The sequence below is a fragment of the Corynebacterium sp. 20-84 genome (assembly GCF_053479455.1).
In genome coordinates, this window is the sequence record NZ_JBRBCB010000009.1 from 42,533 (window position 1) to 69,150 (window position 26,618).

Consider the following 26,618-nt stretch of genomic DNA (forward strand, 5'->3'; position numbering starts at 1 on the left):
CTCTTTCTTCGTTGAATGTGGTGGCACGCTTCCAAAAAGCACACCACGCGTGAATGACCTATTTAACAAGCGGAGACTGAACGTTTCCTGAATGCCGACTGTACCTCTGTTTCGGCTTGCCGGGGGAGTTCCTCCAACATTGGCTAGCGCCGCCGCCCCCCTCGTCCGCGAACGTGAAAACCCCAGCCAGACAACGAGCCTGACCGGGGTTCCCTTTGAGCTGGAGACGAGACTTGAACTCGCAACCTACGGTTTACAAGACCGTTGCGCTACCGATTGCGCCACTCCAGCACTGCGCGAGATTCTACAAGCAGATCTGCCCTGTCCACAAAAGGGGCCTTTCCTCGCACCACACAGCACGGGCGGATAGTGTGACGGTGTGGCACCGCTGTTCAAGAGTATGCGTGAGTCGATGCGCACCGATAACCCGGTCGCGACCATCGACCAGGCGCGCACGTCTCCGCCGCCTTCAGTCCTGGCACCTGTCGATCTGACAGACCCCACCCAGGTCGCGGCTGTGATGACGATCGGCGCGCGCGTCGGCGAGATCCTCATCGCCAATGGCACGACCAGTTCGGATGCGAAGGCGCAGATTCACGCCGTCACGTCCTCGTACGGTCTGCACTACTGCCATGTGGACATCACGATGAACACGATCACGATCAATTCCGTGATCGGCACCGTACGCAAGCAGCCGTTGAACGTGTTCCGTGTGGTCACGGACATGTCGGAAAATTTCTCCAAGCTCCAGGAGGTCGACCGCCTGATCCGCTCCATCCGTGCAGGTGCGACGCCGCCGGAAATCGCGGAGAAGATTCTCGACGAGCTCGATGCTGCCGCCCCGCCGTACCCGAAGTGGGTGTCCATTGCCGGTTGGGCGATCATGGGTGCGTCCATCGCGATTCTGCTCGGCGGCGACCTGCTCATGTCGGTTCTGGGCGCCGTGACCGCATCGTTGATCACCGTGATCAACGCGTGGATGGGCAAAAACGAACTGCCGTATTTTTACCACTGCGTCGTCGGCGGCTTCATGGCCACGGTTCCGGCTGCGGTGTTCTATTCGTTGGCATCCCGCGCGGGCACCACGATCGTGCCCAGCCAGGTCATCGCCACCGGCATTATCGTCCTGCTGGCCGGTTTGACGCTGGTCCAGTCACTTCAGGACGGTGTGACCGGCTCCCCCGTCACCGCCAGCGGCCGCTTCTTCCAGGCGGTGTTGTTCACCGGCGCGATCATCGCCGGCGTGGCCGGCGGCATTCAGATCGCCGACTTATTCGGCGCTGGCCTTCCCCCGATTGAGACGCAGCCACCGACCCCGACGTACGGCTCCGCCATCGTGCGCAGCCTCGGCGGTGTGTTCGCCGCAGCTGGTTTCGCTCTGGCGGTGTATGCGGAGGTCCCCGCCATCATCGCGACTGCCGCGACCGCCTTTTTCGGCGGTTTCGCCTACTACGCGGTTCTGATTCCTTTCGGCTCCGGCCGCCTCCTCGCGACCGCGCTGTGCGCGATCATGGTCGGTCTCGCCGGTGGTTTGATTGCCCGCCGCTACTTGATCGCCCCTTTGATCGTGGAAGTCGCCGGCGTCACCCCCTTCCTGCCGGGTTCCGGCGTGTACCGCGGCATGTACGCCCTGCTCAACGACCAGACCGTGCTGGGTCTGAACAATATCTTCACGGCTGTGAGCACGTGTATGGCGCTCGCCGGCGGAGTGGTCCTCGGCGAGTGGATCGCCCGCCGCATCCGCCGCCCGCAGATGTTCAACCCCTACAATGCCTTCCGCGCCGCGGGCCGCATCACCTTCCAGCAGATCCGCCGCGCGGAGCAAGCCGCAATGCGTCGCCGCGCCGAGCAGATCGCCCGCAACCAGGCGAAGAAGGAACTGGCTAAAAAGCAGGCTCCGCAAAAGCCCGCCAAGAAGCATCCGAAGAAGCCCGTGCCCAAGATGCACATGCCGATCAAAAATCCCCTGGCAAAGAAGCACCCGAAGCAGAACCCGGCCACCCCGCCCAGCACAGGCGGCGATGGCGTAGAATAAACGGGTCAAATCTGTTCACCGCCCGGCAAGACCCCAGGAGGTTTTTCGTGCCCCCAAAGATCACCGACAGCCGCCCCAACCCGGATGCAGCCGTCCACACGGTCGAGGAGCAGACGGCTTCTGGCGCACGCCGCATCGTGGCCACGTACGCGGACGATCTTGTCGACGGTGTGACGCTCATGTGCATGCTCGGCATCGAGCCGCAGGGCTTGGTGTACAAGCGCTTCGCTGAGGACTTCGAGGCGGAGATCGCGGAGGCTGAGGAGGAAGGCTCCACGGCCAAGAAGGCAGCGAAGAAGAAGGCCACGAAGAAGAAGTCCACCAAGAAGGCGTCGAAGAAGAAGTCGACCAAGAAGACCGCCAAGAAGGCAGCGAAGAAGAAGTCGACGAAGAAGACCGCCAAGAAGGCAGCGAAGAAGACCACCAAGAAGACGACGAAGAAGGCTGCCAAGAAGACCACCAGCGATGAGGGATAACCAGTTCGTCGTCGTCGCGAACCGCCTCCCGGTCGATCACGTCGACGGGCGGTGGGTGGCATCGCCGGGCGGACTCGTCGCGGCACTCGCGCCCGTACTCAAGGCGAACCAGGGCTGCTGGGTGGGCTGGCCCGGGGCACCGAACGCGAGCTTCGAGCCGTTCGACAACGACGGCATCACGCTCCACCCAGTTCAGCTTGACGACGATGACTTTCACCTCTTCTACGAAGGCTTCTCCAACTCCACTTTGTGGCCGCTGTACCACGACCTGATTGTCACGCCGGCTTATCATCGACACTGGTGGCAGCGGTACCGTTCGGTGAACGAGAAATTCGCGCGCGAGGCGGCGAAGGTCGCTGCGGTTGGCGCGACGGTGTGGGTGCAGGACTACCAGCTCCAGCTCGTCCCAGGGCTGTTGCATAAGCTGCGCTCCGATGTGACCATCGGCTTCTTCCTGCACATTCCGTTCCCCGGCTCGGATCTCTTCCGCCAGTTGCCGTGGCGCGACGAGGTGCTACGCGGACTCGAAGGCGCCGATCTCATCGGGTTTCAGCGCGCACGCGATGAGCAGAACTTCCGGGACATCGCCACCACAAGCAGCTTATCGACGCCCCGTACCGGCACCTTTCCCATCTCCATCGACACCTCCGAGTTCGGGCGCTCCGACGACGCGGCGATCGACAAGGTCCGCGGCTCTGTCGCCAACCCCCGCACCCTGATGCTGGGGGTGGACCGCCTCGACTACACCAAAGGCATCCTGCAGCGTCTCACCGCGATCGAGGAGCTCCTCGAGGAGGGCCGACTCGACTCCGTCGCCATGATCCAGGTGGCGACGCCGTCGCGAGAGCGCATCGCCAGTTACAAGAAGACCCGCGCCGGAGTGGAGGAAGCTGTCGGGCGCATCAACGGCCGCTACGGTTCACTCGGCAACCCCGTCGTGCACTACGAGCACCACTCGGTCCCCAAGTCGAAACTGCGGGACTACTATTCCGCCGCCGATATCATGCTGGTCACGCCGTTCAAGGACGGCATGAATCTCGTGGCCAAAGAATATGTCGCCTGCCACCCCGACGGCAGTGGCGCACTCGTCTTGTCCGAATTCGCCGGCGTTGCCGAAGAACTCGACCGCGCGCACCTGTGCAACCCCTTCGACGTGGAGGCGGTGAAGGGGGCGATCGTGGGAGCCGTCGATAAGCAAAATAGCCTTGAAGCCCGCGATGCGATGCTGGCTATGCACGCGCACGTCATGGAACACGACGTCACGCGCTGGGCTGATTCCTTTCTCGACGCGCTGCGGGAGGTCAAACGATGAAACGCGCACTCGCCATCGCCGCGTGCCTGCTGCTCGCCGGATGCTCAGCCGAACCCGACCATGTCTTGGGCGGCCGCACGTGGGAAGTCACCGCCGTCTACACCGACCCCAACGTCCCCGGCGCGGTGCCAGCTGACGCCGCCGGACGCGCGCTCGTCGTCTTCGGCGCCGAATCGCTCACCGCGCGCACCGCATGCGCCCCGCTGCAAGCCGGTGCCTCGATCGACGACGGCGTCGTGCGCCTCAAAGGCGTGCGCGTCGGCGATGTCCGCGAAGACTGCATCGGCGGCTCCCGCCGCGTCCACGACCAACTCACCGCGCTGCTCACCGAAGGTGCCGAATTCGACGTCACGCACCTCACCGACGACGTGATCACGCTCAAGCTCCGCAGCGATGCCCTCGACCGTCCCACCATCAAGTTGGTCGCGCAATGACGCTCCCCGACCCGCATGACGCGCTCGCGTACCTCGCCCACGCCGAAACGCTGCTCATCTGCATGGATTTCGACGGCACCATCTGCGAACTTCGCCCCGACGCGTACGCCGTCACGCCGGACCCGCGCGCGATCGACGCGCTGCAAACGCTCGCGGGGCTGCCGGGCACCAGCGTCGCCATCCTCTCCGGCCGCCACCTGGACGGCCTGCGCCACGTCTGCCCGCTCGGCCCGCCCGTCGCGCTCGTCGGCTCGCATGGAGCCGAGCCCACCAGCGGCGGCCCCGCACTCAGCGCCGACGACCGCGCGTACCTCGACGCAATCCAGGCCGAACTCGAGCAGCTTATCGACGCCCACCCCACCCCCTTCGTCGAATCCAAGCCCTACCAACGAGTCCTTCACGTCGCTGCCCTCGCCGAAACCGATCCTGAGACTGCCGCTTCGCTTCTCCAGCAGGCCCTCACCCTGCCCACCGGCGGCCGCCCCGTGACCCCCGGACACAATGTCGTGGAATTCTCCGCCATCGACACCACCAAAGGGACCTGGCTCGCCGCCGAGAAGACCCGCTACACCGCGACGCTCTTCGCCGGCGACGACGTGACCGACGAGACCGCCCTCGCGGTGCTCGACACTGCTGGCACTGATATCGGCATCAAAGTCCAGCGCCCCAGCAGCCCCACCGACACCGCCGCGAATTACCAGCTCGGCTCGGTTGCAGAGGTCGCGAACTTCCTCACCGCTCTCGCCGCGGCGCGACAGTCCGCCCAGGCCTGAATTCGGTCGGGAGGAGAACCTGCGGGCCACGTTGGGCCTGCGCAGCCGGATGAGAGTCCTGCGCGGCGGCCTCAATCAGCTCGGTGAGTACCCGCCCCACGGTCTCGCCCTTTTGTTTATTGGGCTGCACCACCGTGGTCAGGTCCCGGGCGAGGGCTTGCTCGACGCCGTCGAAACCGGTGACAGACACATCCCCCGGCACGTCCAGGCCAGCGGAAGCGCAGTAATCCAGGACGCCGAGGGCCATGGAGTCGGTGGTGCAGAGGACGGCGGTGAGATGGGGGGAGGCGTCGAAAAGCGAGCGTGCGGCGTCGACGGCTGAGGCGTGGTCGTTGAAATGACGCGTCACGATGGGCACCTTCCCGATCCCCGCCTCCGTGAAAACCTCCAGCGCCCCCTGGATGCGGCCTCGCTGAACGTGCATGTCCGCGTCGGCGACTTCGGCCGGGGTGACGGCGCCTTCGCGGGACTCGTCGCAAAACAGTCGCTTGCCCACGATCCCGACGTGGCGGTGCCCCGCCTCGACCAGGGCACGCGCCGCAGGCTTGATCGCGTCTGCATCGTCGATGCCCACATACGCGCCGCCGTCTGCCGGGTACGGCTGATCGCACACCACGACGGGCACGCCGCGGGCGAGGACAGCATCCAGGTGGGGTTCGGATTGGGGGACGGAGTAGACGACGAAGGCGTCGACAAGCGCGCTCGCGACAAGTGGGCTGATGCCCGTGCCTTGGCTGGGGCCGAGCGGGATGAGGGTGAGCGCGTTGCCCGCGCCAGCGGAACTCTCGCTCAAACCCGCGAGGAAGTCGATCGATGCCTGGTCCTCGAACGCGTACGCGAGGTGCTCAGTGAGGATCACGCCGACGGCCCCCGCCTGGCGAGTGCGCAAGCTGCGCGCCGTCGGGTCCGGCCCCGCGTAGCCACGCGCCCGCGCCGCCGCCAGAATGCGCTCGCGCAGCTCGGGCGACAGCTGGTCGGGGTGGTTGTACGCATTCGACACTGTCGTGCGGGACACGCCCACCTCCGCCGCGATCGATGCCAGCGTGCCCCGTCTTTGCGCCATGTGACTACCCTATACAGCGTGATTGTGAACCGCCGCACCATCGAGCACGACGGCATGCAGCGCCGCTTCACCGAAGTGCTCCCCGACGACCCCGCGCCAGATGCGCCCGTGATCCTCTTCCTGCACGGCTCGCTCCAGTCCGGCAGCGTCGCGCGCCGCTTCACGGGCAACACATTCGACGCGCTCGCGGACTGGGGCTGCATCGTGATCTACCCTGACGGCGTCGAGAGGCATTTCAACGACCACCGCGTCGGCTTCCAGGAAAAAGCACGCCAATTGCTTATCGACGACTCCTCCTTCCTCTCCTCCCTCCTCCCCACCTCCCGCGGCCCCGTGATCGGATGCGGATTCTCCAACGGCGGCGCGATGATTCAACGTCTCGCGCTCGAGCGCCCCGGCATGCTCGACGGCATCGCCTGCTTCGGGTCTGCGTGGCCCACCGACGACAACTTGCTGCCGGAGATGGCTGCGCTTCTTCCCGACTGGGTTCCCGTGCCTGTCCTGTGCGTTCAAGGCACCGCTGATCCCCTCGTTCCGTACGAGGGCGGGCATTCCGGCATCGGCAAAGCCAACCGCGGAACTGCCCGCTCCGCCATTGATTCCGCGCGCTTTTTCGCCGCGCTCAACGGGCTGAATCCGGCGCACCACACCTCGGGGTCAGGCGACGGTGTGCGCGTCGACCGCTTCGGTCCTGGTGTGCCCGGCTCGCCCGCGCAGTCCGCGAGCGTCGAGCTGTGGTCCATCGAGGGCATGGGTCACCTCGTCCCGAGTCCCAAGCAGCTCGACGAGAAAATCGGGCCGGGGACGGACAAGGTGGTGGGGGCGGAGCTCGTCGTTAAGTTCTTTGGGCTTTAGCTCTCGACGCGCCGCTGACGCGCGAACTCGCTGAGCACAACGCCTGCTGCGACGGACGCGTTGAGCGACTCCACCCAGTCTTCGGTGGGAATAGACATGATGACGTCGCAATTTTCCCGCACGAGCCGGGAAATGCCCTTGCCCTCGGAGCCCACGACGATGACCACCGGGTCCGTCGCCGCGTGGAAGGTGTCCAGGGTGTGCTCCCCGCCCGCATCCAAGCCGACGACCATGTAGCCGTTGTCCTTGAACTGCTTGATCGTGCGCGTGATATTGGTCGCGCGGGCGACCGGAAGGCGCGCAGCGGTGCCCGCCGACGTGCGCCATGCGACACCTGTGACCTGCGCGGATCGGCGCTCCGGAATGATGACGCCGTGGCCGCCAAACGCCGCCGTCGAGCGGATCACCGCGCCGAGGTTGCGCGGGTCCGTGATGTTGTCGAGCACCACGAACATGCCGGTCTGGTTGCGCTCCGTCACCGATGCGATGAGGTCGAAGACATCCGCGTACTTGTACGGCTGGATCTTCAGGCCGATGCCCTGATGCAGACCGTTGCCGGTCATGGTGTCGAGCTCCCGGCGCGGCACCTCATGCACCGGGATCTGCCGGGTATTCGCGATGAGGACCGCTTCGCTGAGACGGTCGTCGTGGCCCGTTCCCTGCGCCACGATCAGCGCTTCCGCCGGCACTTTTGCCTGCAGACACTCGATCACCGGGTTACGGCCGACCACCAGGTCCGCCTGCTCGCGCTCATGACGGCCAGAGTCGCGGCGCTGCCGCTCCAGCTTCTTCTTGTGCGCGGAGTGGTAGACGCGGTCCTCCGCCTTCGGGGTCGGACCTTTACCGGCGAGACCGCGGCGGCGCTGACCACCCGATCCCTTAGTGGAACCCTTCTTATTCCGCTTCTGCTTATCGGGGCGTTCGTACGGCTTAGCCATGATTTATTTTCCCTTCAGCTCCCACGTCGCACCGTCAGCGGTGTCAGTGACTTCAATGCCTGCGGCAGAGAGACGGTCGCGCACCTCGTCAGCGGTGGCCCAGTCCTTGTCGGCGCGGGCTTGCGCGCGGCGCTCGAGCTCCGCACGGACAAGCACATCGAGGGCTTCCTGCGCGCCGGCGGAATCGGCGGAGCCCTCGCCACCAGCACCGACCCCGCCGCGCGTAACCCACTCGACCGGGTCGACGCCCAGCACCGCCGTCATCGCGCGCACGGAACCCGCAAGCTCACGCGCACGCTCCGCGTCACCGTCCGCCAGAGCCTTATTCGCGGTGCGGACAGTGGTGTGGATTTCAGCCAGCGCCTTGGGCACGCCAAAGTCCTCGTTCATTGCGGCCTCGAAAGCAGGGGTCCACTGCCCCAGCTCAACGGGGCCGGTGGCGGAGGTGCGGGTGATGAGGTCCTCGATTCGTCGATAAGCAACTGCCGCTTCCTGCAAAGCAGCCGGCGAATACTCGAGCACGCTGCGGTAATGCGCGGAACCGAGGTAGTAGCGCAACTCGACCGGGCGGACGTCCTCCAGCATGTTGTCGATGCTGAGCACATTGCCCAGCGACTTCGACATCTTCTCGCCCGCCATGGTCACCCAGTGGTTGTGCATCCAGTAGCGCGCGAAACCATCGCCCGCGGCGTGGGACTGCGCCTGCTCGTTCTCGTGGTGCGGGAACTGCAGGTCGAGCCCGCCGCCGTGAATGTCGAAGGTCCCCCCGAGGTACCACGTCGACATCGCCGAGCACTCCAAGTGCCAGCCCGGACGCCCGTCGCCCCACGGCGTCGGCCAGCTCGGCTCACCCGGCTTCGCCGCTTTCCACAACGCGAAATCGTGCGCCCCGCGCTTGCCGCGGTTGTCCGTCTCGCCCTGCTCCATCTCCTCGACGCGGTTGCCCGACAGCGAACCGTAATCCGACCCCTCCGCCGCGACCCACGCGGCGACGTCGAAGTAGACGGAACCGTCCGCCGCGTACGCGAAGCCGTTGTCCATCAAGCGCTGCATGTAGTCGACCATCTGCGTCACGAACCCCGTCGCGCGCGGCTCCACGCTCGGCGGCAGCACACCCAGCGTGTTGTACGCGCGCGTGAACTCGCGCTCGTACGTGGACACCCACTCCCACCACGGGCGGCCGTTGTCGGCGGCCTTGGTGAGAATCTTGTCGTCGATATCCGTCACGTTGCGCACGAACGCGACATCCTGCCCGTTCGCCTCGAACCAACGGCGCACGATATCGAACGCCACGCCCGACCGCAGGTGCCCGATGTGCGGCGAAGACTGCGGCGTCGCACCGCACACGTACATCGAGACATGTCCCTTCCGGACAGGCTCAAAATCGCGGAGAGTGCGGGTCGCGGTGTCGAAAATGCGTTGAGTCACAACCGCAGTCTACAGTTCCGCGGAATCCACCTTGAGTTCCGCATAGCGCGCCTCAGGAACGCTGAACGCATAACGCTTATCGACGGCCTCCCACACCTGATCCTCCGAACACCTCACATCTTGGGCGTCGCCGTCGAGCATGGTGAATCCCCACACCAGGCGCCCCTGCGTGCCGGCGGGCAACGTGTACGGACCGACCTTCTGGTTGAGCGTCCAACTGGCCTCGTGGACGTATTTCCAGCCGTACGCGCGGGAGACATTTTTGACCAGGTCGCCCTTCGGCGTGAACGTGCCCGACACCTCGAGGGTTTCCACCCGCTTTTCCTTCACGTTCTGGGAAACAGGCACCGGGCCGTCAGTGTCGTTGCTCACGCTCGCGGCATCGGTCTGCTTGAACCAGCGCCTCGTGGCCTCGACATACGTGTCGGTCTGCCCCGGGGTGGCGCAGTGGCTGCCCGGCGCCAAGTCGTCGTTCCAGCGTTGCGGGAGCTCGAACTCGGCGGCGCTGGGCAAAGCGGCTGCCCCAGCCTGCACTCCCGGTACCAGAACGCACGGCAGCACAATGGCGGCGCCCGCAAGGGCCGCTGCAAGCTTCCTCATTTACTCGCCCCAGTCCATGTTGTCGCGGGTGCTCACGCGGACATGGCGCTCCTTCGGCATCGTCGCCGTGAACGTCTTGCCTGTCGCCTGCCACGTGTTATCGGAGCCGCACACCGTCTCCTGCCCCTCGAAATCAGAGACGATCCAGCCGGCCTGCATCACGGCAGTCTTGCCCGGCGCGACGTTGTACGGACCCACCTGCTCGCCGACCTCGTACGCCTGCGCAGTGGTGTAGCTGGTGGAGAAGGTGAACTGGATCAGCTTGGCCACATCGAAGCTGAGGCCGGCGGTGACGTTCCACGTCTTCGTCTTGGTTTCCTTGATGGAGCGGGTCAGCGGAAGCGGCTCGTCGTTGTAGTTGGACACCGTCCACGTGCCCGCCGAGCCGTCGAAGTAGCTGCGGACGATCTTGACGGTCTGGCCGCGGTCGCCCGGGTTCGTGCAACGCTCACCGATGGTGGTCGGGTTGGTGGCGTCGAAGTCGCGCTGCGGAAGCGCGTTAGCCGCCGGAGCGAAGGCGAGGGTCACAGCGGTGATAGCGGCGATGATGCGTTTCATGGTGGGTTCCTTTTCTTGAATTGTGTTTAGAGGTAGGTCTGGGTCGGCACGGGAAGATTCCGGTACTCGTCCGGTGTGACATCGACCGTGCGTTTAGTGCCGTCCGGGCTCGTCACCGTCGCCTCGGCCCAGAACCCGCTCGGGGCGCTGGACTGGGGGTGGGACGTGACCCGGGAGTATTTCCCGTCGCGGCCGGCGGAGATCTCCCGGTAGTTGATCCGGGTCATCGTGGTGCCGTACTCGACGCGGACACGCTCGCCGGGCTTCAAGTCGATCGGCTTCAAAGCGGTGCCCACGGGCATGTAGGCGCGCTTGACCGCACCGACGGAGGTGAGCCAGCCAGCCGGCAACCGGCCGTCCTCGCCCATCCAGTTCAGGTACTGGTTGTTCTCTGCTCCGACGACGTAGTCCGTCACGGGGCGGAAGGTGTAGTCGCCCTTCGACCAGTTCAGGAAGTCCTGGGAGTAGCCGGGCTTCCGGTACGTCGGCGCCACCGCCTCGATGTCGTACGGGTAATACGACTTGTCGCCGCCTTTCGCCTGCTGGCCGAGGGTCGGCCAGTTAGTGTCACGGCGGAAGCTGGCGTCGGGCTTGACCACCGAGTCCCGCTCGCTGGCGATCTTCTCCAAGCTCGGGCCCGACGTCGCCGTGTACGTGTCGCCCGCCGGCTTCGAATTCGCACCCTCAGCCCGGGACGGGATCTCCATCGCCAGATTGGACACAGAACCGTCCGCCTTGATGATGTACGCGAACGCGTAGCGCTCCGCCGGACCGGTACCGCGGATCACGTTCGCGCCGGGCCCGTTCCGGAGCACACCGTTGTCGCAGGTGACGAACATCGAGATGAAGTCCTTCTCCAGCACCCCGTAGTCCACGCGGAAGGACTCGCCGGGGCCGAGCTTGATCGGACCGAAAGTCTCGCCCTCGATCCAGCCGTTGGATTCCTTCAGGCCGATATCCGCCTTCGCCGTGGTATCCCAGCCGTTCGGGAGAGTCGCCTTCGAATTGGCTTCGATCTTGTGGTTCGTGCCTGTCTCCACCGTCGCGGTGTACGGCACGGTCTGGTCGGTGCGGTTGGTGAACTGGAATGTCCCGTCCGCCAAATAGCGCCTCGCGGTTTCGCCGTACCGCCACTCCGGGGTAACGCCGGATTCACACTTCGTGTCCAGATTCTCGATCGGGTACCCCTGCGGCATCGCGGGTACAGCCGCGGCACATGGCGCCTGCGCCGTAGCAGCGGCCATCACCGCCACGGCCGCCAGGGCCCGTATGGTCATTTTTCGCATGACCTCAACATAACCCTGGCGTTCGCTGTACGGAACCTTAAACAGCAGGTAGGAGACTTAAGTTCCTAAAGAAGGTACTTTCGTTCCACCAGCGCTGTCGCCACCGCCGCCCGCCCCTCGCCGGAGCCAGTGAAGCCCATGTGGTCCGTCGTCGTCGCGCTCACGGACACCGGCGCGCCGAGCGCCTCCGACAGCACCCGCTCCGCCTCCTCGCGCACGGGCCCCATCTTCGGAGTCTGCGCGATCAGCTGAGCCGACACATTCACCACCTCGACGCCCTCCGCTTCGAGCTTGGTCCGCAGCTCCTTGAGCAGGTGCGCCCCCGTCACTCCCTCATATTCCGGGCGGCCCACACCCACGAAGCTGCCCAGGTCCCCGAGGCCCGCCGCCGACAGCACCGCATCCACGATCGCGTGGGACACCACATCGCCGTCCGAGTGCCCCTCGCACCCCGGTGTGTCCTTAAAGAGCAGGCCCGCGATCCAGCACGGCTTGCCCTCCTCGATCTGGTGGGCATCAAACGCAGTTCCGACGCGCAAATCTGTCATGCTCCCCGACTCTACTAGGCATTCCAGCCTGCTAGAATGGCCACTACTTGCAACTGCGAACCTGCCGCAGGAAGGAGGCCACCCCTGTGAAGGACTCGCACGCTCACCGTCGTGCTTTCGGTCGCAGCACCGACGACCATCGCACCGAAGACCAGAAGGTGGCCGCCGTGGATGCTTCCATGACCATGGCCGGACAGCCCTTGTCCCCCGGCGCTGAACGCCAAGGCCGGCGAATCCTCCGCGGCGAACTCTCTGGGGACCAAGCAGTCCTCCACGTTCTCGAAGCCCACGGTCTCGGGGACACGCCACGGGCCCGTGAGCTTCGCCGCCGAATCGCTGCCAGCACATAGGGCATGGCGCATCAGGCGAGCTCAGCGCCAGAAAACTACTTCGGCATCTCGGATCCTCGCGCTCTCGACGAGATCGCTGGCGAACTCGCCGCCCTCCGCTTATTCGAACTCGAACACGGCGAACCCCTCACAACCTTCACCCGTGCCGACCTATGCTGGGTACACCGGTATCTTCTCCAAGACATCTACCCCTGGGCCGGCCAGATCCGCACCGTAGAAGTCGGTGCGATGGGGCTGCCGATGTGCCGCGCACAATTCGTCGACCAGGAGCTCGACCGCGTCATGCGCGACATTGCTCGGCGCACACCACCGGCCTCAGGAGCCGAGGAATTCCGAAACACCACTCACGCCGGTGATGCGACCAACCTACTGGGCGCTGTTTCGACAGTCGCCGACCACTGGTGCGAACTCACTCTCGTCCATCCTTTCCGCGACGGGAATTCGCGGACGCAGCGCTTCTTTTTCGACCAGCTCCTGCGCTCGGCAGGTTGGGGTGTCGACTGGACCGCAATCGACGCGAATGAAGTCCACGCTGCACGCTATGTCGGGGCGGCCACAGCAGACTCCTCTTTCCTCGCCGAGGTCCTGCTGCCCGGAGTCGCGCCGATGGACGAAATCGCAGCGGGCACGCTCGCGGACACCGCAGGTGAACGGGAACCACGTGCCGCGGCCGACATCTTCCGGGCGATGATGGCGCACAAACGCGCCTACCCCGGCCAACCGTGGAATAAATGATCGGCACAATATTGCTCCCCCGCGACTTTCTGTCGCAATGCTCGGGGCTCGCGACTAGCTGCCCGGGACGCTAGCTGTCCGGGACGTCGAAGACCGTCGGCTCCGCCTCCTCCGTGATGCGCTCGGCCAGCACGAGGTCGATCGGGGTGGTGATCTTGAACGCCATCGGGTCGCCCTGCACCGTCGTCACGGGGACGCCGAACCACTCCATGAGGCTCGCGTCGTCGGTGGCAGTGAAACCGGGGTGCCCGGCCGCGGAAGCTGCGGGAGCTGCCGAGGTTGCGCCCGCCGCAGCCGAGCCGACCTGCGAGAAATACTTCTCGTTCGCGGCGCGCAACGTGGCTAGGTCGAAACCCTGCGGCGTCTGAACAGCGCGCAGGGTGGCGCGGTCGGGCGTGCCGAGAACCGTCGCGCCGTCGTCGGAAACGCGCTTGATGGTGTCCGCGACCGGCACAACTGGCACGACCGCCGGAGCCCCGTCTAAGACCGCGCGTGCCACGCGGGCGATCATTCCGGGCGGGGTCAGGGCGCGGGCGGCGTCGTGGATGAGCACGGTGGCGTCGATAAGCGAAAGTGCTTTAAGCCCTTCCCACACGGAGTCCGCGCGTTCCCCCGCGCCGTGGATGAACTGGACGTCGTGGCCGCGCAGCAGCCTGCGCGCGAGCGGCTCCATGTCCGGGCTGACAATCACCCCGATCTGGTCGACGATCTCCGATGTCTCCATCGCCGTGACCGAGCGCTCCAGCAGCGAACGTCCGCGCAGCTGCACATACGCCTTCGGGATCTCCGCGCCGAGCCTCGTGCCGCGCCCCGCGGCCGCGACAAGCGCGACAACCGGGGAGCTAGTCCTCGCTGTCATCGTCGTCGAAGCTGAGGTCGTCCAAATCGACGTCATCCTCAGGATCGAAATCATCGCGCGGCTTATCGACGAGCCCCTGCTCCACATGCCGCGCAATCACCGACTGGATTTCCTTCTCCATGCCGTCGGCCTTCTTCTCATCCACCGGCTCCGCCAGCGCCAACTCACCCACCAGGATCTGGCGCGCCTTGCCCAACATGCGCTTCTCGCCCGCCGACAAACCCTTGCCCTGGTCACGGCGCCACAGATCGCGCACCACCTCAGCGACCTTATTGATATCGCCCGATGCCAAACGCTCCTGATTCGCCTTGTAGCGGCGGGACCAGTTGCCGGCCTCCTCCACGTCCGTCTCACGCAGCACCGAGAAGACCTTCCGCAGGCCATCTTCCCCCACCACGTCGCGGACACCCACCAGCTCCGCGTTCTTCACCGGCACACGCACCGAAAGATCAGACTGCAAGATATTCAGGACCAGGAAGTCGAGCTCCTCCCCGCCCATCTCACGCTTTTCAATGTCGGCGATACGGGCCGCACCGTGGTGCGGGTAGACGACCACTTCTCCGACTGTGAAATCCATGAAGTCTCCTCTTTCGGGGGTTCAAAGCAACGTGACGATTCTAGCACCTGCGATCTTCCCGCCGCCCGGCCACCGTCGCGCCCGGCTGCGCTCCCCCTTCGCCTTCCCGCCCCTTGCGCCCGGATACCCCCGGATGACCCCCGTTTTGGCGTGGGGCGCATCTCCGCGCGGTCCCCAAACTGTGTATCGGGGCTGCCGAAAGGCTAAAGTGAATCGTTGATACGCCTTAAAGAACTCTCTATGGAGGACATCGACGTGAAGTCCCTGAAGTCGGTCGCACGCCGCGGTGGCGCCGTTTCGGTCGCTGCCGCATCCGCTTTGCTGCTCGCTGCTTGCTCGGCAGGCCAGATCACCCAGACCTCTTCTCAGGTCGCGGCAGTCAACGGTGCCAGCGCCCAGACCGAGGACGGTTCCGTCGCCGTCCGCGACGTGACCGTGCTTCTCGACGAAACGGGCCAGGCCGCCCTCAAATTCACCGCCACCAACCAGGACTACGACATGCGCGAGCACAAGCTGCAGTCCGTGGAGGTCGACGGCCAGTCCGTGGAGCTCGGCTCCGTGGACGTGATGCCGTACAACACCGTGATCGTCGGCGATTCCGCGGACGGCCTGCGCAACATGCCGGAAGCTGACATGGACAAGATCCAGTACGTCGAGACCGAGCTCGACAACGAGGATTTCGCGTACGGCGGCAACCTGCCGGTCACGTTCACGTTCGACTCCGGAAAAATTGAGACGCTGGCGACCATCTCGGCGCCGACCGCCAAGTCCGGCGAGTCCCACCGTCAGCCGGAAGCTGAGCACTAAACCCTCCAGCGCCCCCGCACGGGCACGCGATGAAGAAACGCACCGTCCACACGTGTTCCGAGTGCGGCTACTCGTCGCCGAAATGGCTCGGCCGCTGCCCTGAATGCGGTGCCTGGGGCACGCTCCAAGAGCAAGCCAACGCGCCTTCCACGTCTGCTGCGCGCCCCTCGTCGACAGGTCTTACGCCCACGAGCGCCGCTCAGCCGATCACGAAAATCGCAGCTCACGCCGCTTATCGACGCCCCTCCGGCATCTCCGAGCTCGACCGCGTCCTCGGTGGCGGCGTTGTCCCCGGGTCAGTGGTTCTCCTCTCCGGTGAGCCCGGTGTCGGAAAATCCACGCTGCTGCTCGAGGTAGCCAGTCGCTGGGCTGCCGCCGACACCACATCCGACTCCGCCGACACCGCCGACTCCTCCGACTCCGCATCCGGTCGCACCGCGCTCTACGTCACCGCCGAGGAATCCGCGGCGCAAGTCCGCGGCCGAGCTGAGCGCACAGGTGGACTCCACGACAACCTCTATCTGGCTTCGGAGTCGAACTTGGATGTGGTGATGGGGCACGTGGGCGTCGTTAAGCCAAGCTTGCTCATTGTCGACTCCGTGCAAACGATGCAGGCGCCCGGTGTCGAGGGTGTCGCGGGCGGCGTCGCGCAATCGCGCGCGGTGACCGCAGCCCTGACGACCTTGGCGAAGACGACCAACCTCCCGATTCTTCTCGTCGGCCATGTGACGAAGGACGGCAACGTCGCGGGGCCGCGGGTGCTGGAGCATCTTGTCGACGTCGTCCTCACCTTCGAAGGCGACCGCCAAACCAGCCTACGGATGCTGCGCGGCATGAAGAACCGCTTCGGCGCCACCGATGAGGTCGGCTGCTTCGAGCAGACCGCCGATGGCATCCGCGAAGTCTCCGACCCCTCCGGACTATTCCTCTCCCACCGCGGGCAAACTCCCGACGGGTCGGCGGTCACCGTCGCGATGGACGGCGTGCGCCCCATCCTCGCCGAAGTCCAGGCGCTCACGGTCGACCCGGTGAACAAGTCACCGCGCCGCGTCGTCACGGGCCTCGATTTCAACCGCGTTCCCATGGTCCTCGCCGTCCTCCAAGCACGGTGCGGGGAGCGGACGAACGACAAGGACGCATACGTCGCCACCGTCGGCGGCATGCGCATCACGGAAACCGCAACAGACCTCGCTGTAGCCCTCGCGACCTGGTCGAGCCTGCACAACCAGCCGCTGCCGCCGAAAACCGTCGTCATCGGAGAGGTCGGCCTCGCGGGGGAGCTGCGGCGCGTCCCCAACCTCGAGCGCCGGCTCACGGAAGCAGCGCGCCTGGGCTACAAACGCGCCATCGTCCCCGCGGGCAGCGGCCAAGGCGCACTCGATGTCCCCGGCATGCGAATCGCGGAGGTGGGAACGCTGGGGGAGGCAATCGCGTGCGTCGATAAGCGCAACTAGACTGCGTTGCTTATGACCTTCATGCGAGAAACGCTCCAGCGTCTCGCGCCCGGGACGCAGCTGCGTGACGGGCTTGAGCGCATCAAACGCGGCCGCACGGGCGCGCTCATCGTGCTTGGCGACGGCCCAGAAGTCGCAGAGGTATGCGACGGCGGTATCGAATTCGACGTGCCATTCACGCCGACGCTGCTGCGCGAGCTAGCGAAGATGGACGGCGCCGTCATTTTGTCCGACGACGTAACCCGCATCACACGCGCGAACGTGCAGCTGGTGCCGTCGCCGACCTTCCCGACATCGGAAACGGGCACCCGCCACCGCGCGGCCGAGCGCACGGCGCTGCACACAGGGGTGCCGGTGGTGTCCGTGTCGGCGTCGATGAGCATCGTCACGGTGTACGCCGACGGCAAGCGCCACGCGATCGAAGAACCCGGCGTGATGATGACGCGCGCCCGCCAGGCCATCGCGACTGTGGAGCAGTACCGCTCCCGCGTCGACAAAGCCAACCAGCGCCTCAACGTCGCCGAGGTGAACCGCTACGCCACGGTCGAGGACGTCCTGCACCTTCTCCAACGCCAGCTTCTGCTGCACCGCGCGGCGCGCGACGTCGACGACCAGATCCTCGAGCTCGGCACCGATGCGCGCCAACTGCGCCTCCAGCTCATCGAGCTGCGCGGCAATATTTACCACGACATTGCCATGCTGGTGTGCGATTACGTCGTCGCCGACGGGGCCCCAAGCAATTCGCTTATCGACGACACCATCGACGCCCTCGACGCCCTCCCCGACTCCGAACTGCTGAACACCCCCGCACTCGCCAGCATTCTGGGGCTGCCGGCCACCGAAGAGAACCTCATGGAGGATGTCACCCCACGCGGCTACCGCGCGCTGTCCCGTATCCCGCGCGTGCAGAAATTCCTCATCGACCGCATCGTCGCCGAGCTAGGCGACCTGGATGCCATTCGCGCCGCCGACGCCGACGAGATCGCCGCGGCCGAGAATGTCTCGCCGCTGTGGGCGCGGCACATCGTGGAAGGGCTGCGGCGCTTCACCTAGCTGTTGCTCGCAGCCCTGCCGAGCTGCGGTTCCGTTAGCCCGTGACGTTGAAAGTCACCGGCGCGGAGCTGTTCTCTCCCAGGAAGCCGACGGCGGCGTAGGCGCCGGGGGCGGCGGGCTGGCGTGCGTCGCAACGCTCGGGTGCCGAATCCAGCCCCGACCACGCCGCCGTGAACTTCCTCGTCTCGCCCGCCGGGAAGACTTGCTCGCCGGTGATCATCGGCTTGTTGCAGTCGGTGTCGCTCCAGATCTGCTGGTACCCCTCGCGGGCGATTGAGAACGCCGCGAAGCGGAGCTGGTTGTCGTCCGTGTCGATGACGCAGTCACCACCCGTCGGGTTGTGGATCAGGACGCTGAATTTCCGGTTGTCCGCGGAATCATCCTGCGCAAACGCCGTCTTGTTCAGTTCGGTGGTCAGCTGGAGATCTTCAAGCTCGCATGTCTTCTTCGCGGCGAGCGCCTCGGCATCGGGCTTGTCAGTCTCGGACGCGCCCTTGCTCGGCTCTCCGTCTTCCGTCGCGGCAGCATCGCTCGACTTCGCGTTCGCGTCGGTGCTGGTCGTCTCGGCTGCGGTCGCGTCGGTTTCGCTGCTCGCGGCGTCGGAGCCTTCGGGGTTCGGCTCAGTCGGGGTGGTCACCAACGTCGACGACACAGGGGCCGGGGTTTCCGGAGCTTCGTCATCTCCGCCGGAGCGAGCGAACGCCGTCAGCGCCCACACCACGAGTGCCGCGACAGCGAGAATCACCGCGACTGCGGCGACGCGTCGCCGGGTGTAGATCTCCTGTGGCAGCGGCCTAGCGTCAGCGTGGCTGGCGCGTTCAGCACGGTCTGCACGGTCGGCACGGTCAGCACGGCTGGAGCCGAAGTCGGAGCGGTCAGGTCGGCGGGGCGGTTGGTGTGTCACACCGTGATCCTAACCCTCGAAATGCTCCTGAACGCTTGTGACGCGGCCATCTTCGAGCCTGTATCTTGCGGCGACGACACCGAGTCTGCCCTCAGCGACCTTGCTCTCCAGGGTTGGGATGCGGGCCATGATGTGCTCGGCGGTGACTTCGGCGTGGACTTCCTCGATCCCGGCGCGGTCGTCGCGACCCGCGCGCTTAGCGGCAAGAACACTCGGGGCGATCTTCTCGACGAACACACGCGTCAGATCCGCCGGCAAATCCCCCTCCTCAAACGACGACGCGGCGGCACCGATCGCACCACAGCTCTCGTGGCTCAGCACCACGATAAGCGACACACCCAGCGACTTCACCGCATACTCCAGCGAACCAGTCACTGCCGCGTCGACACAGCCACCGGCGGTGCGGATGACGAAAAGGTCGCCCAAGCCGACGTCGAAAAGCATCTCAACGGGCACCCGCGAATCCGAGCACGCCAGTACGGCGGCGAAGGGGGCTTGGCCGGAGCGGAGCTCGGCGCGTCGATAAGCGTTGGTGTTTGGGTGCTCCGGGCGCTCGCTGGCGAACCTCGCGTTACCCGCTTCAAGGTGCGCCCACGCATCCCGCGGAATCTTCCTGAAAGGCATAGCCACTATTGTTGCATGCATTGTGATTGATCCCGCGAAAGTCACCGCCTGGTACCGCGACAACGCCCGCGACCTGCCCTGGCGACGCCCCGGCACCACCCCATGGGGCATCCTGCTGTCCGAAGTGATGAGCCACCAAACCCCCGTCGCCCGCGTCGCACCCATCTGGGAAGAATGGATCGCCCGCTGGCCCACGCCCGCCGACCTCGCCGCCGCCCCCACCGACGAGGTCCTCCGCGCATGGGGCACCCTCGGCTACCCGCGCCGCGCGCTCCGCCTCAAAGAATGCGCACAAACGCTTATCGACGCCTGGGACGGTGCCGTCCCCCGATCCGTCGATTCCTTGCTCGCGCTACCCGGCATCGGCGACTACACAGCCCGCGCCGTCGCCGCCTTCGCCTACGGGAAAGCCGTCCCCGTCGTCGACACCAACGTCCGCCGCGTCTACGCCCGCGCCGTCCTCGGCCGCCCGCTTGCTCGGCCGCAAAAAGCCGAGCTCGCGTGGGTTGCGGAGCTGCTGCCCGGGGCTGCGTCTGACTCTGCCGCCGAAGCCGACTCCGCCGTCTTCTCCGCCGGCCTCATGGAACTCGGCGCCCTCGTCTGCACCGCGACCAACCCCGCGTGCGACACCTGCCCACTCCTCGACGACTGCGCCTGGGTCGCGGCCGGCTACCCGGCGCCGACAGAGGAAGAGCTGGCTCGTCGTAAAGTCCAAAAATTCGAGGGCACCGACCGGCAGGTCCGCGGCAAGATCATGAAGGTGCTCCGCGACGCCGACGCACCCGTTCCCCAATCATCCATCGACGTCGTCTGGCCCGACGACGCTCAACGTTCACGCGCCCTCTACTCGCTCCTTGAGGACGGCCTCGCAGCCCAAGACGCCGACGGGCGATTCCGCCTCCCCTAGCGCTAAGCCCGCAGGTCGGCTCGGCTGCCGCGCGCTACTTCCAGCGCCCGCGGTACGTCAGACCGCCGGGCAGGTTGATCCACAAGCCGCCGCGCGAATTCACCGTCATCGGCCCCATTTTGGTCGACATCGACGCCCCCGATTTGGACACGTTGATCCACGAATTCTTGCCGACCTTCTTCTTATCCCTGTACAGCAGACCCATAGCGGTTCATTCTACGGCGACGCGACGCACCGCGCTCCCTACTTTTCTTTCTAAAACACGTAAGGTCGCAAAACTTCGCTTAACATTCAACGCATGCCCCACACCTCTTATCGACGCTCCCCCGCAGCCCACTTTTCCTGCACCTTTCCCCGTTCGCTGCGTTCGGCTGCAACTGCCCTCGCCACCGCTACCGCTACCGCCTTCGCCACTGCCATCACCGCCGCGATAACCACCGTCACTGTGGCTGGGGTCGTCACGCCGGCGTCGGCAAGCGCGCAAACTGTCGAGGAGATCCGCGACGGCATCCACCACGCCGCCACGACGCCGGGCGGCGACCCGGTCCACGGCTACGACGCGTTTTACGACGACCCGGTTCCGGCCGATCAGCTCGACCGCCCGGGCAAGATCCTGCGAACCCAGCCCGCGCCGCACCTGCTGAATATCCTGGGCCCGGAATTCTACGGCCACGCGAAGCGCATTCTCTACACCTCCACGACGGTGCACGGCGATATCGTCCCGGTCAGCGGCGTGATCATGGAGCCGGCGAACCCATGGCGCGGTAAGGGACCTCGCCCGACTGTGGTGTTCGGCCCAGGCACCCGCGGAATCGGCGATGCGTGCGCCCCATCGCGGGGAACCTGGATGATGGGGCAGGTCAATCTTCAGACCGGTTCGCTCGGCACGAACTATGAGCTGCCGAGTTATCACGCGGCGGCGCTGCTGGGTATGCGGGTGGTGGTCACTGATTACATCGGCCTCGGCACGCCGGGCGCGCACACGTACATGCTCCACGAGGAAGAAGGCCACGCCATGCTCGATGCCGCTCGCGCTGCCCTACCGAACGGCGGGCCGGTCGGTTTCTGGGGGTACTCGCAGGGTGGCGGGGCTGCGGCGTCGGCAGCCGAACAGGCGGCGAGCTACGCGCCGGAGCTGGACGTGAAGGGGACGTTCGCGGGCGCGCCGCCGGCGGATCTGCTGAAGTCGATGCACGGCGTCGACGATTCCACGATTTCCGCGGTCATGGGCTACGCGCTGAACGGCTGGCAGGACCGTTACCCGGGACTTAAGGAATCGCTCGCGCCGCTGTTCACGGATCGCGGCCGCGAATTCCTGGCTTCCACGGCCGATACGTGCATTGCGGATAGTGCCGTCCGTTGGGGTTTGCGCGACTCACGCGCATTCACGGCGAGCGGGCAGAAGCTCAGCGAAGCAGTGACGACGAACTCCGAAATGAGCACGCTTATCGACGCCCAAAAGCTCGGCCGCACCTCCCCCTCCTCCCCCATCATGATTTCTACTGCAGGTCACGACGATGTCGTCCCCTCCGACCAAGTCGCCCAACTCGCCCGCGATCACTGCTCTCTCGGCGCCGACGTCACTTTCTATGACAGTGCCCTTCCTCCCCTCACCCCCGGCATCAAGACTGCTGTCAACCACGGCGTCGGCATCTATTCCCATCTGGCTCCCTCCATGAAATGGATGGCAGACCGTTTCGACGGCGTCCCCACCCAATCCAACTGCGGCACTTTCTGACCCCACTGAACACTCCACCGAACTGAGGTTTTCGATCATGCCCCGCTTCTCCCCTTCTGTTTTCCGCACCATCCCCGCCGCAATCGCAATCTGCCTTGCCAGCACCTGCGTCCTCGACGCACCGGAAGCTCATGCGCAATCTTCGGGTCTGAGTTCCAGTTCCACCGCGCCTTGGTTCGGCCCCTTAAGCTCAGCGCTCGGGGAAACACTCAGTTCAGCGAGCAGCAGCGGCTCTTCTAAGGGCTCTTCCGAGCTGAGCTCCACCACCCTGAAAACAAACCAGCCACTTCCTGACGAGCCGGGCAAGCTGGTGGCACGTGAGCGCGTCGGCAGCTCGCGCAACGAGCGGATTCTCTACACGTCCACCAATGAACGCGGTCAGATCGTCCCGGTCTCGGGTGCGATTTACCCGGCGAAGTCGCGCGGCGAGAACACGCGCAAGGGCACAGTGGTGCTGGCTCCGGGAACGCGGGGAATGGGTGACCAGTGCGCGCCGTCGGCAGGCTCATCAATGCTGGTCGGCGTGGATGGCTCCTCCGTGAACGTCAACTACGAAGCGCCGGTGGCGCAGAGGTTGGCGGACGAGGGGTATCAGGTCGTCGTCACGGATTACATCGGGTTGGGTACGCCGGGAGTCCACACGTATCTGAACAGGATCGACCAGGGGCATGCGGTCATCGACGCGGCGCGCGCGGCGGCGGAACCGGACGAGAAGGTCTTTTTCTACGGCTACAGCCAGGGCGGCGGGGCGGTAGCGGCAGCTGGTGAGTTGCAGCCGGAGTACGCGCCGGATCTTCACCTCGTGGGGGTTTTCGCGGGCGCGCCGCCGGCGAATCCGGAGACGATGCTCAAGCAGGGTAATCCGGCGACGTTGGAGCCGGTGATGGCCATGGTGATCGCCAGTTACGCGTATTCGTACCCGGAGTTCCGGGAGGCGGTCGGCGCGCACACGACGGCCGCGGCGAATCGCTATCTCACGGCTGTCGCGGCGAGCTGTGTCGCTGAGACCGCGGGTTCGTCTGCGTCGATCGAGGACCTCGCGCCGGATGCGCCGTCACTGGACGAGCTCGCGCTTTCCGACGACCGCATCCTCCGCACCCTTCGCCTCAACCGCCTCGGCACCGTGCCCGTCAAAGCTCCAATCCTCATCGCGCAATCGCCGCAAGACAACGTCGTCCCGTACGACCAGGGCAAACAGCTTGCCGACGACTACCGCTCCCTCGGCTCCCCCGTCACCTTCCTGAGCATTCCGCTTTCCGACGCCTCCTCCCGCGCCGGCCTCGGCCACGTCGCCCCCGCGATCACTCAATCCGGCGAAGTCATCCGCTGGATGAACGAGCGCTTCAACGACTAACGCCCCGCACACCCGAGATTCGGGTGCGCAGGGCGCCGTAGCTAGAGCTTAGGCTTTCTCGCCGTCGTCGCCGTCGCTCTCGTCTCCGCGCGGGGGCTCAAGCGTGTCTGTGCCTGCTGCGCCGCCGGTGTCGGCATCGGCATCGGCGTCGGCGTCGGCGTCAACGACGGAGTCGCTGCCAGAAGCGTCAGGGCCGTTCTCCGGGTCCGTGGATTCCGGCGGAGTGGTCGCGCGAATCTGCACGTCCTCCTGGCCGTCCTCTGGGGCGATGTCGCGGACATCGTCCTCGTCGAGGTCACCGAAGGTCTCCTCAGGCAGAGGCTTCGGCTTCGGGCTGAAGGTGAACTCGGCCTTCTCGTAGTCACGCGGGCTGTCGGTCTTGCCGTCCCAGTTCGTGACGTCGACCTCGATGATCTCGCCGGCACCGATCTCGCCGAAGAGGATCTTTTCGGAGAGAACATCCTCGATTTCGCGCTGCAGGGTGCGGCGGAGCGGGCGGGCGCCGAGAACGGGGTCGAAGCCGCGGGCGGCGAGGAGGTTCTTGGCGGCGTCGGAAAGCTCGATGCCCATGTCCTGGGCAGCGAGGTTCTTCTCGAGGCGCTGCGTGAGCAGCTCGACCATCTCCACGATCTGCTCCTGGGTGAGCTGGTGGAAGACGACGATCTCGTCGATACGGTTCAAGAACTCGGGGCGGAAGTGCTTCTTCAGCTCGTCGTGAACCTTATTCTTCATGCGCTCGTACTGGGCGTCGGCATCCGTGGAGCTGTCGCCGGTGAAGCCGATTCCGACAGCCTTCGAGATGTCGGAGGTGCCCAGGTTGGAGGTGAAGATCAACACGGTGTTCTTGAAGTCGACATTGCGACCCTGGCCGTCGGTAAGCCGGCCTTCTTCGAGCACCTGCAACAGGGTGTTGTAGATCTCCTTGTGGGCCTTCTCGATCTCGTCGAAAAGCACGACGGAGAACGGCTTGCGACGCACCTTCTCGGTGAGCTGGCCGCCCTCCTCGTAGCCGACGTACCCCGGAGGCGCGCCGAACAGGCGGGAGGCGGTGAAGCGGTCGTGGAATTCGCCCATGTCGACCTGGATGAGGGCGTCCTCTTCGCCGAAGAGGAACTCCGCGAGCGCCTTCGACAGCTCGGTCTTACCCACACCGGACGGACCGGCGAAGATGAACGAGCCGGACGGGCGACGCGGATCCTTCAGACCGGCGCGGGTGCGGCGGATGGCGCGGGAGACCGCCTTGACTGCGTCGTCCTGGCCGATGATGCGCTTGTGCAGCTCTTCTTCCATGTTGAGCAGGCGCGACGACTCGGACTCGGTGAGCTTGAACACCGGAATGCCGGTCCAGTGGGCCAGCACGTCGGCGATCTGCTCCTCGCCGACCTCGGCGATGTCCTCGAGCTCGCCGGAGCGCCACTGCTTCTCCTTCTCGGCGCGCTCTTCGCCCAGCTTGCGCTCGGTGTCGCGCAGGCCAGCAGCCTTCTCGAAGTCCTGGGCGTCGATCGCCGCTTCCTTTTCCTTGCGGACGTCGGCGATGCGGTCGTCGACATCGCGCAGGCCCTTCGGCGCGGTCATGCGCTTGATGCGCATGCGGGCACCGGCCTCGTCGAGAAGGTCGACGGCCTTGTCCGGCAGGAAGCGATCGTTGATGTAGCGGTCGGACAGGTTCGCGGCAGCAGCCAGCGCGTCGTCGGTGTAGGACACGCGGTGGTGCGCCTCGTAGCGATCGCGCAAACCCTTGAGGATCAAGATGGTGTCGTCGATGCTCGGCTCGTCGACCTGCACGGGCTGGAAGCGGCGCTCGAGGGCGGCGTCCTTCTCGATGTGCTTGCGGTACTCGTCGAGCGTGGTCGCACCGATGGTCTGGAGCTCGCCGCGGGCCAGCTTCGGCTTCAGTAGGGAAGCCGCGTCGATGGCGCCCTCGGCAGCGCCGGCACCGACGAGGGTGTGGATCTCGTCGATGAACAGGATGATGTCGCCGCGCTGGTTGATCTCCTTGAGCACCTTCTTCAGGCGCTCCTCGAAGTCGCCGCGGTAACGGGAACCGGCGACGAGGGAGCCCAGGTCGAGCGAGTAGACCTGCTTGTCCTTCAGCGTCTCCGGGACCTTGCCGTTGGCGATGTCCAACGCCAAGCCCTCGACGACAGCGGTCTTGCCCACGCCGGGCTCGCCGATCAGCACCGGGTTGTTCTTGGTGCGGCGCGAGAGAACCTGCATGATGCGCTCGATCTCCTTGTCGCGCCCCACGACCGGGTCGAGCTTGCCTTCCTTCGCCGCGGCGGTCAGGTTGCGGCCGAACTGGTCGAGCACGAGCGAGTTGGAACGCTCGCCGCCGCCACCGCGCGGGCCGCCCATGCCGCCCTGGCTAGAACCGGCACCGGCAAGGCTCGGGCCGCTGCCCTGGCCTTCGGCGACCTCGGGATTCTGGCCGTCGCCGCCCTCGTAACCCGAGAGCAGCTGGATGACCTGCTGGCGCACACGCGGCAGATCCGCGCCGAGCTTGATCAGCACCTGAGCAGCAACACCCTCACCTTCGCGGATCAGGCCGAGCAGCAGGAATTCGGTGCCGATGTACTTGTGACCCATCTGCAGTCCTTCGCGCAGAGCGAGCTCCAGCACCTTCTTCGCGCGCGGCGTGAACGGCACGTGACCCGTGTGCGGCTGCGAACCGCGGCCGATAATGTCGATGACCTCGCGGCGCACGTCCTCGAGGTTGATCCCCATCGACTCTAGAGCCTTGGCAGCAACGCCCTCGCCCTCCTGAATCAGACCGAGCAGAATGTGCTCGGTGCCGATGTAATTGTGGTTCAGGTCGCGAGCTTCCTGCTGGGCCAGCACGATCACTCGACGTGCACGGTCAGTAAACCGCTCGAACATGTGGCAACCCCTTTTTGGCTAAGTCTCTAAATTTAAGTTCCACCCACCATAACGCGCACGTACACGAGGCAAT

At 65.6% G+C, this 26,618-nt stretch carries 27 protein-coding genes and 1 tRNA gene; 14 read left to right on the forward strand and 14 right to left on the reverse strand.

Features of this window, described 5'->3' with window-relative positions:
* Nucleotides 1-218 precede the first annotated feature (218 nt).
* Nucleotides 219-291: transfer RNA gene (locus ACUY2Y_RS08040), tRNA-Thr, on the reverse strand.
* Between the two features lie 121 nt (nucleotides 292-412).
* On the opposite strand from ACUY2Y_RS08040, the gene thrE reads away from it, so the two are divergent.
* From thrE to otsB, 5 genes are read left to right on the forward strand one after another with little or no spacing between them, the layout of a single operon-like run.
* Nucleotides 413-2,035 carry a threonine/serine exporter ThrE gene (thrE, locus tag ACUY2Y_RS08045; protein ID WP_448325688.1) on the forward strand — a complete coding sequence of 541 codons (1,623 nt, stop codon included), beginning with the start codon at nucleotides 413-415 and terminating at the stop codon, nucleotides 2,033-2,035.
* Between the two features lie 47 nt (nucleotides 2,036-2,082).
* Nucleotides 2,083-2,511: a histone gene (locus tag ACUY2Y_RS08050; RefSeq protein WP_448325569.1), complete on the forward strand. Its 429-nt coding sequence runs from the start codon at nucleotides 2,083-2,085 to the stop codon at nucleotides 2,509-2,511.
* Entirely contained in the window at nucleotides 2,501-3,823 is a 1,323-nt protein-coding gene (locus ACUY2Y_RS08055) for an alpha,alpha-trehalose-phosphate synthase (UDP-forming) (RefSeq protein WP_448325571.1), read from the forward strand. Before ACUY2Y_RS08050 ends, ACUY2Y_RS08055 begins: the two co-directional genes overlap by 11 nt.
* A complete protein-coding gene (locus tag ACUY2Y_RS08060; RefSeq protein ID WP_448325573.1) occupies nucleotides 3,820-4,257 on the forward strand; it encodes a hypothetical protein in 438 nt (145 codons plus the stop codon). The genes ACUY2Y_RS08055 and ACUY2Y_RS08060 overlap by 4 nt, the downstream gene beginning before the upstream one ends.
* Nucleotides 4,254-5,030, forward strand: coding sequence for a trehalose-phosphatase (gene otsB, locus ACUY2Y_RS08065; RefSeq protein ID WP_448325575.1), 777 nt, complete (start codon nucleotides 4,254-4,256; stop codon nucleotides 5,028-5,030). The genes ACUY2Y_RS08060 and otsB overlap by 4 nt, the downstream gene beginning before the upstream one ends.
* Here otsB and ACUY2Y_RS08070 read toward each other — a convergent pair.
* The gene (locus tag ACUY2Y_RS08070; protein WP_448325578.1) at nucleotides 4,990-6,093 is read right to left on the reverse strand and encodes a LacI family DNA-binding transcriptional regulator; all 1,104 of its coding nucleotides are present in this window, start codon (nucleotides 6,091-6,093) and stop codon (nucleotides 4,990-4,992) included. The two genes, otsB and ACUY2Y_RS08070, sit on opposite strands and share 41 nt — an antisense overlap.
* An 18-nt stretch (nucleotides 6,094-6,111) precedes the next feature.
* On the opposite strand from ACUY2Y_RS08070, the gene ACUY2Y_RS08075 reads away from it, so the two are divergent.
* Nucleotides 6,112-6,948, forward strand: a complete 837-nt coding sequence (locus tag ACUY2Y_RS08075; RefSeq protein ID WP_448325580.1) for an alpha/beta hydrolase family esterase — start codon at nucleotides 6,112-6,114, stop codon at nucleotides 6,946-6,948.
* Here ACUY2Y_RS08075 and rlmB read toward each other — a convergent pair.
* From rlmB to ispF, 6 genes are all read right to left on the reverse strand, one after another.
* A complete protein-coding gene (gene rlmB, locus ACUY2Y_RS08080) occupies nucleotides 6,945-7,886 on the reverse strand; it encodes a 23S rRNA (guanosine(2251)-2'-O)-methyltransferase RlmB (RefSeq protein WP_448325581.1) in 942 nt (313 codons plus the stop codon). The genes ACUY2Y_RS08075 and rlmB overlap by 4 nt on opposite strands.
* 3 nt (nucleotides 7,887-7,889) lie before the next feature.
* On the reverse strand, nucleotides 7,890-9,314 hold the full coding sequence (cysS, locus tag ACUY2Y_RS08085; protein ID WP_448325583.1) for a cysteine--tRNA ligase: 1,425 nt from the start codon (nucleotides 9,312-9,314) through the stop codon (nucleotides 7,890-7,892).
* Nucleotides 9,315-9,323: 9 nt separating this feature from the next.
* A complete protein-coding gene (locus ACUY2Y_RS08090) occupies nucleotides 9,324-9,914 on the reverse strand; it encodes a hypothetical protein (protein WP_448325585.1) in 591 nt (196 codons plus the stop codon).
* Nucleotides 9,915-10,472, reverse strand: coding sequence for a hypothetical protein (locus ACUY2Y_RS08095; RefSeq protein WP_448325587.1), 558 nt, complete (start codon nucleotides 10,470-10,472; stop codon nucleotides 9,915-9,917).
* Nucleotides 10,473-10,498: 26 nt separating this feature from the next.
* Nucleotides 10,499-11,749 (reverse strand): hypothetical protein, encoded by a 1,251-nt coding sequence (locus ACUY2Y_RS08100; protein ID WP_448325588.1) that lies wholly within the window; start codon nucleotides 11,747-11,749, stop codon nucleotides 10,499-10,501.
* Nucleotides 11,750-11,823: 74 nt separating this feature from the next.
* Nucleotides 11,824-12,306: a 2-C-methyl-D-erythritol 2,4-cyclodiphosphate synthase gene (ispF, locus tag ACUY2Y_RS08105; RefSeq protein ID WP_448325589.1), complete on the reverse strand. Its 483-nt coding sequence runs from the start codon at nucleotides 12,304-12,306 to the stop codon at nucleotides 11,824-11,826.
* Nucleotides 12,307-12,392: 86 nt separating this feature from the next.
* On the opposite strand from ispF, the gene ACUY2Y_RS08110 reads away from it, so the two are divergent.
* Together ACUY2Y_RS08110 and ACUY2Y_RS08115 are read left to right on the forward strand one after the other, a co-directional pair.
* Nucleotides 12,393-12,656 (forward strand): antitoxin VbhA family protein, encoded by a 264-nt coding sequence (locus ACUY2Y_RS08110; RefSeq protein ID WP_448325591.1) that lies wholly within the window; start codon nucleotides 12,393-12,395, stop codon nucleotides 12,654-12,656.
* A 3-nt stretch (nucleotides 12,657-12,659) separates the two neighbouring features.
* The gene (locus ACUY2Y_RS08115) at nucleotides 12,660-13,391 is read left to right on the forward strand and encodes a Fic/DOC family protein (protein ID WP_448325593.1); all 732 of its coding nucleotides are present in this window, start codon (nucleotides 12,660-12,662) and stop codon (nucleotides 13,389-13,391) included.
* Nucleotides 13,392-13,461: 70 nt separating this feature from the next.
* On the opposite strand, the gene ispD is transcribed toward ACUY2Y_RS08115, so the two are convergent.
* Together ispD and ACUY2Y_RS08125 are read right to left on the reverse strand one after the other, a co-directional pair.
* The gene (ispD, locus tag ACUY2Y_RS08120; RefSeq protein ID WP_448325594.1) at nucleotides 13,462-14,250 is read right to left on the reverse strand and encodes a 2-C-methyl-D-erythritol 4-phosphate cytidylyltransferase; all 789 of its coding nucleotides are present in this window, start codon (nucleotides 14,248-14,250) and stop codon (nucleotides 13,462-13,464) included.
* Nucleotides 14,234-14,827, reverse strand: coding sequence for a CarD family transcriptional regulator (locus ACUY2Y_RS08125; RefSeq protein ID WP_210574324.1), 594 nt, complete (start codon nucleotides 14,825-14,827; stop codon nucleotides 14,234-14,236). The genes ispD and ACUY2Y_RS08125 overlap by 17 nt, the downstream gene beginning before the upstream one ends.
* Before the next feature lie 240 nt (nucleotides 14,828-15,067).
* Between ACUY2Y_RS08125 and ACUY2Y_RS08130 the strand changes: the two genes are divergently transcribed.
* Genes ACUY2Y_RS08130 through disA form a run of 3 tightly spaced genes read left to right on the forward strand, consistent with a single transcriptional unit; the run spans nucleotide 15,068 to nucleotide 18,141 of the window.
* Nucleotides 15,068-15,634 carry a hypothetical protein gene (locus ACUY2Y_RS08130; protein ID WP_448325596.1) on the forward strand — a complete coding sequence of 189 codons (567 nt, stop codon included), beginning with the start codon at nucleotides 15,068-15,070 and terminating at the stop codon, nucleotides 15,632-15,634.
* Nucleotides 15,635-15,663: 29 nt separating this feature from the next.
* A complete protein-coding gene (gene radA, locus ACUY2Y_RS08135; protein ID WP_448325598.1) occupies nucleotides 15,664-17,088 on the forward strand; it encodes a DNA repair protein RadA in 1,425 nt (474 codons plus the stop codon).
* Between the two features lie 12 nt (nucleotides 17,089-17,100).
* On the forward strand, nucleotides 17,101-18,141 hold the full coding sequence (disA, locus tag ACUY2Y_RS08140; RefSeq protein ID WP_448325599.1) for a DNA integrity scanning diadenylate cyclase DisA: 1,041 nt from the start codon (nucleotides 17,101-17,103) through the stop codon (nucleotides 18,139-18,141).
* Nucleotides 18,142-18,175: 34 nt separating this feature from the next.
* On the opposite strand, the gene ACUY2Y_RS08145 is transcribed toward disA, so the two are convergent.
* Together ACUY2Y_RS08145 and ACUY2Y_RS08150 are read right to left on the reverse strand one after the other, a co-directional pair.
* Nucleotides 18,176-19,045 carry a hypothetical protein gene (locus ACUY2Y_RS08145; protein ID WP_448325600.1) on the reverse strand — a complete coding sequence of 290 codons (870 nt, stop codon included), beginning with the start codon at nucleotides 19,043-19,045 and terminating at the stop codon, nucleotides 18,176-18,178.
* 9 nt (nucleotides 19,046-19,054) lie between these two features.
* A complete protein-coding gene (locus ACUY2Y_RS08150) occupies nucleotides 19,055-19,669 on the reverse strand; it encodes a carbonic anhydrase (RefSeq protein WP_448325601.1) in 615 nt (204 codons plus the stop codon).
* 22 nt (nucleotides 19,670-19,691) lie between these two features.
* Here ACUY2Y_RS08150 and ACUY2Y_RS08155 point away from each other — a divergent pair, with 22 nt between their 5' ends.
* Nucleotides 19,692-20,576, forward strand: coding sequence for an A/G-specific adenine glycosylase (locus ACUY2Y_RS08155; RefSeq protein WP_448325602.1), 885 nt, complete (start codon nucleotides 19,692-19,694; stop codon nucleotides 20,574-20,576).
* A 34-nt stretch (nucleotides 20,577-20,610) separates the two neighbouring features.
* On the opposite strand, the gene ACUY2Y_RS08160 is transcribed toward ACUY2Y_RS08155, so the two are convergent.
* The gene (locus tag ACUY2Y_RS08160) at nucleotides 20,611-20,781 is read right to left on the reverse strand and encodes a DUF4236 domain-containing protein (protein ID WP_210574312.1); all 171 of its coding nucleotides are present in this window, start codon (nucleotides 20,779-20,781) and stop codon (nucleotides 20,611-20,613) included.
* A 93-nt stretch (nucleotides 20,782-20,874) separates the two neighbouring features.
* Between ACUY2Y_RS08160 and ACUY2Y_RS08165 the strand changes: the two genes are divergently transcribed.
* Both ACUY2Y_RS08165 and ACUY2Y_RS08170 read left to right on the forward strand, forming a co-directional pair.
* Nucleotides 20,875-22,314: a lipase family protein gene (locus ACUY2Y_RS08165; RefSeq protein WP_448325604.1), complete on the forward strand. Its 1,440-nt coding sequence runs from the start codon at nucleotides 20,875-20,877 to the stop codon at nucleotides 22,312-22,314.
* A 37-nt stretch (nucleotides 22,315-22,351) separates the two neighbouring features.
* Nucleotides 22,352-23,668: an alpha/beta fold hydrolase gene (locus ACUY2Y_RS08170; RefSeq protein WP_448325606.1), complete on the forward strand. Its 1,317-nt coding sequence runs from the start codon at nucleotides 22,352-22,354 to the stop codon at nucleotides 23,666-23,668.
* Nucleotides 23,669-23,716: 48 nt separating this feature from the next.
* Here the strand turns inward: ACUY2Y_RS08170 and ACUY2Y_RS08175 are convergent, their stop codons facing one another.
* Nucleotides 23,717-26,545, reverse strand: a complete 2,829-nt coding sequence (locus ACUY2Y_RS08175; RefSeq protein ID WP_448325608.1) for an ATP-dependent Clp protease ATP-binding subunit — start codon at nucleotides 26,543-26,545, stop codon at nucleotides 23,717-23,719.
* Between the last annotated feature and the right edge of the window lie 73 nt (nucleotides 26,546-26,618).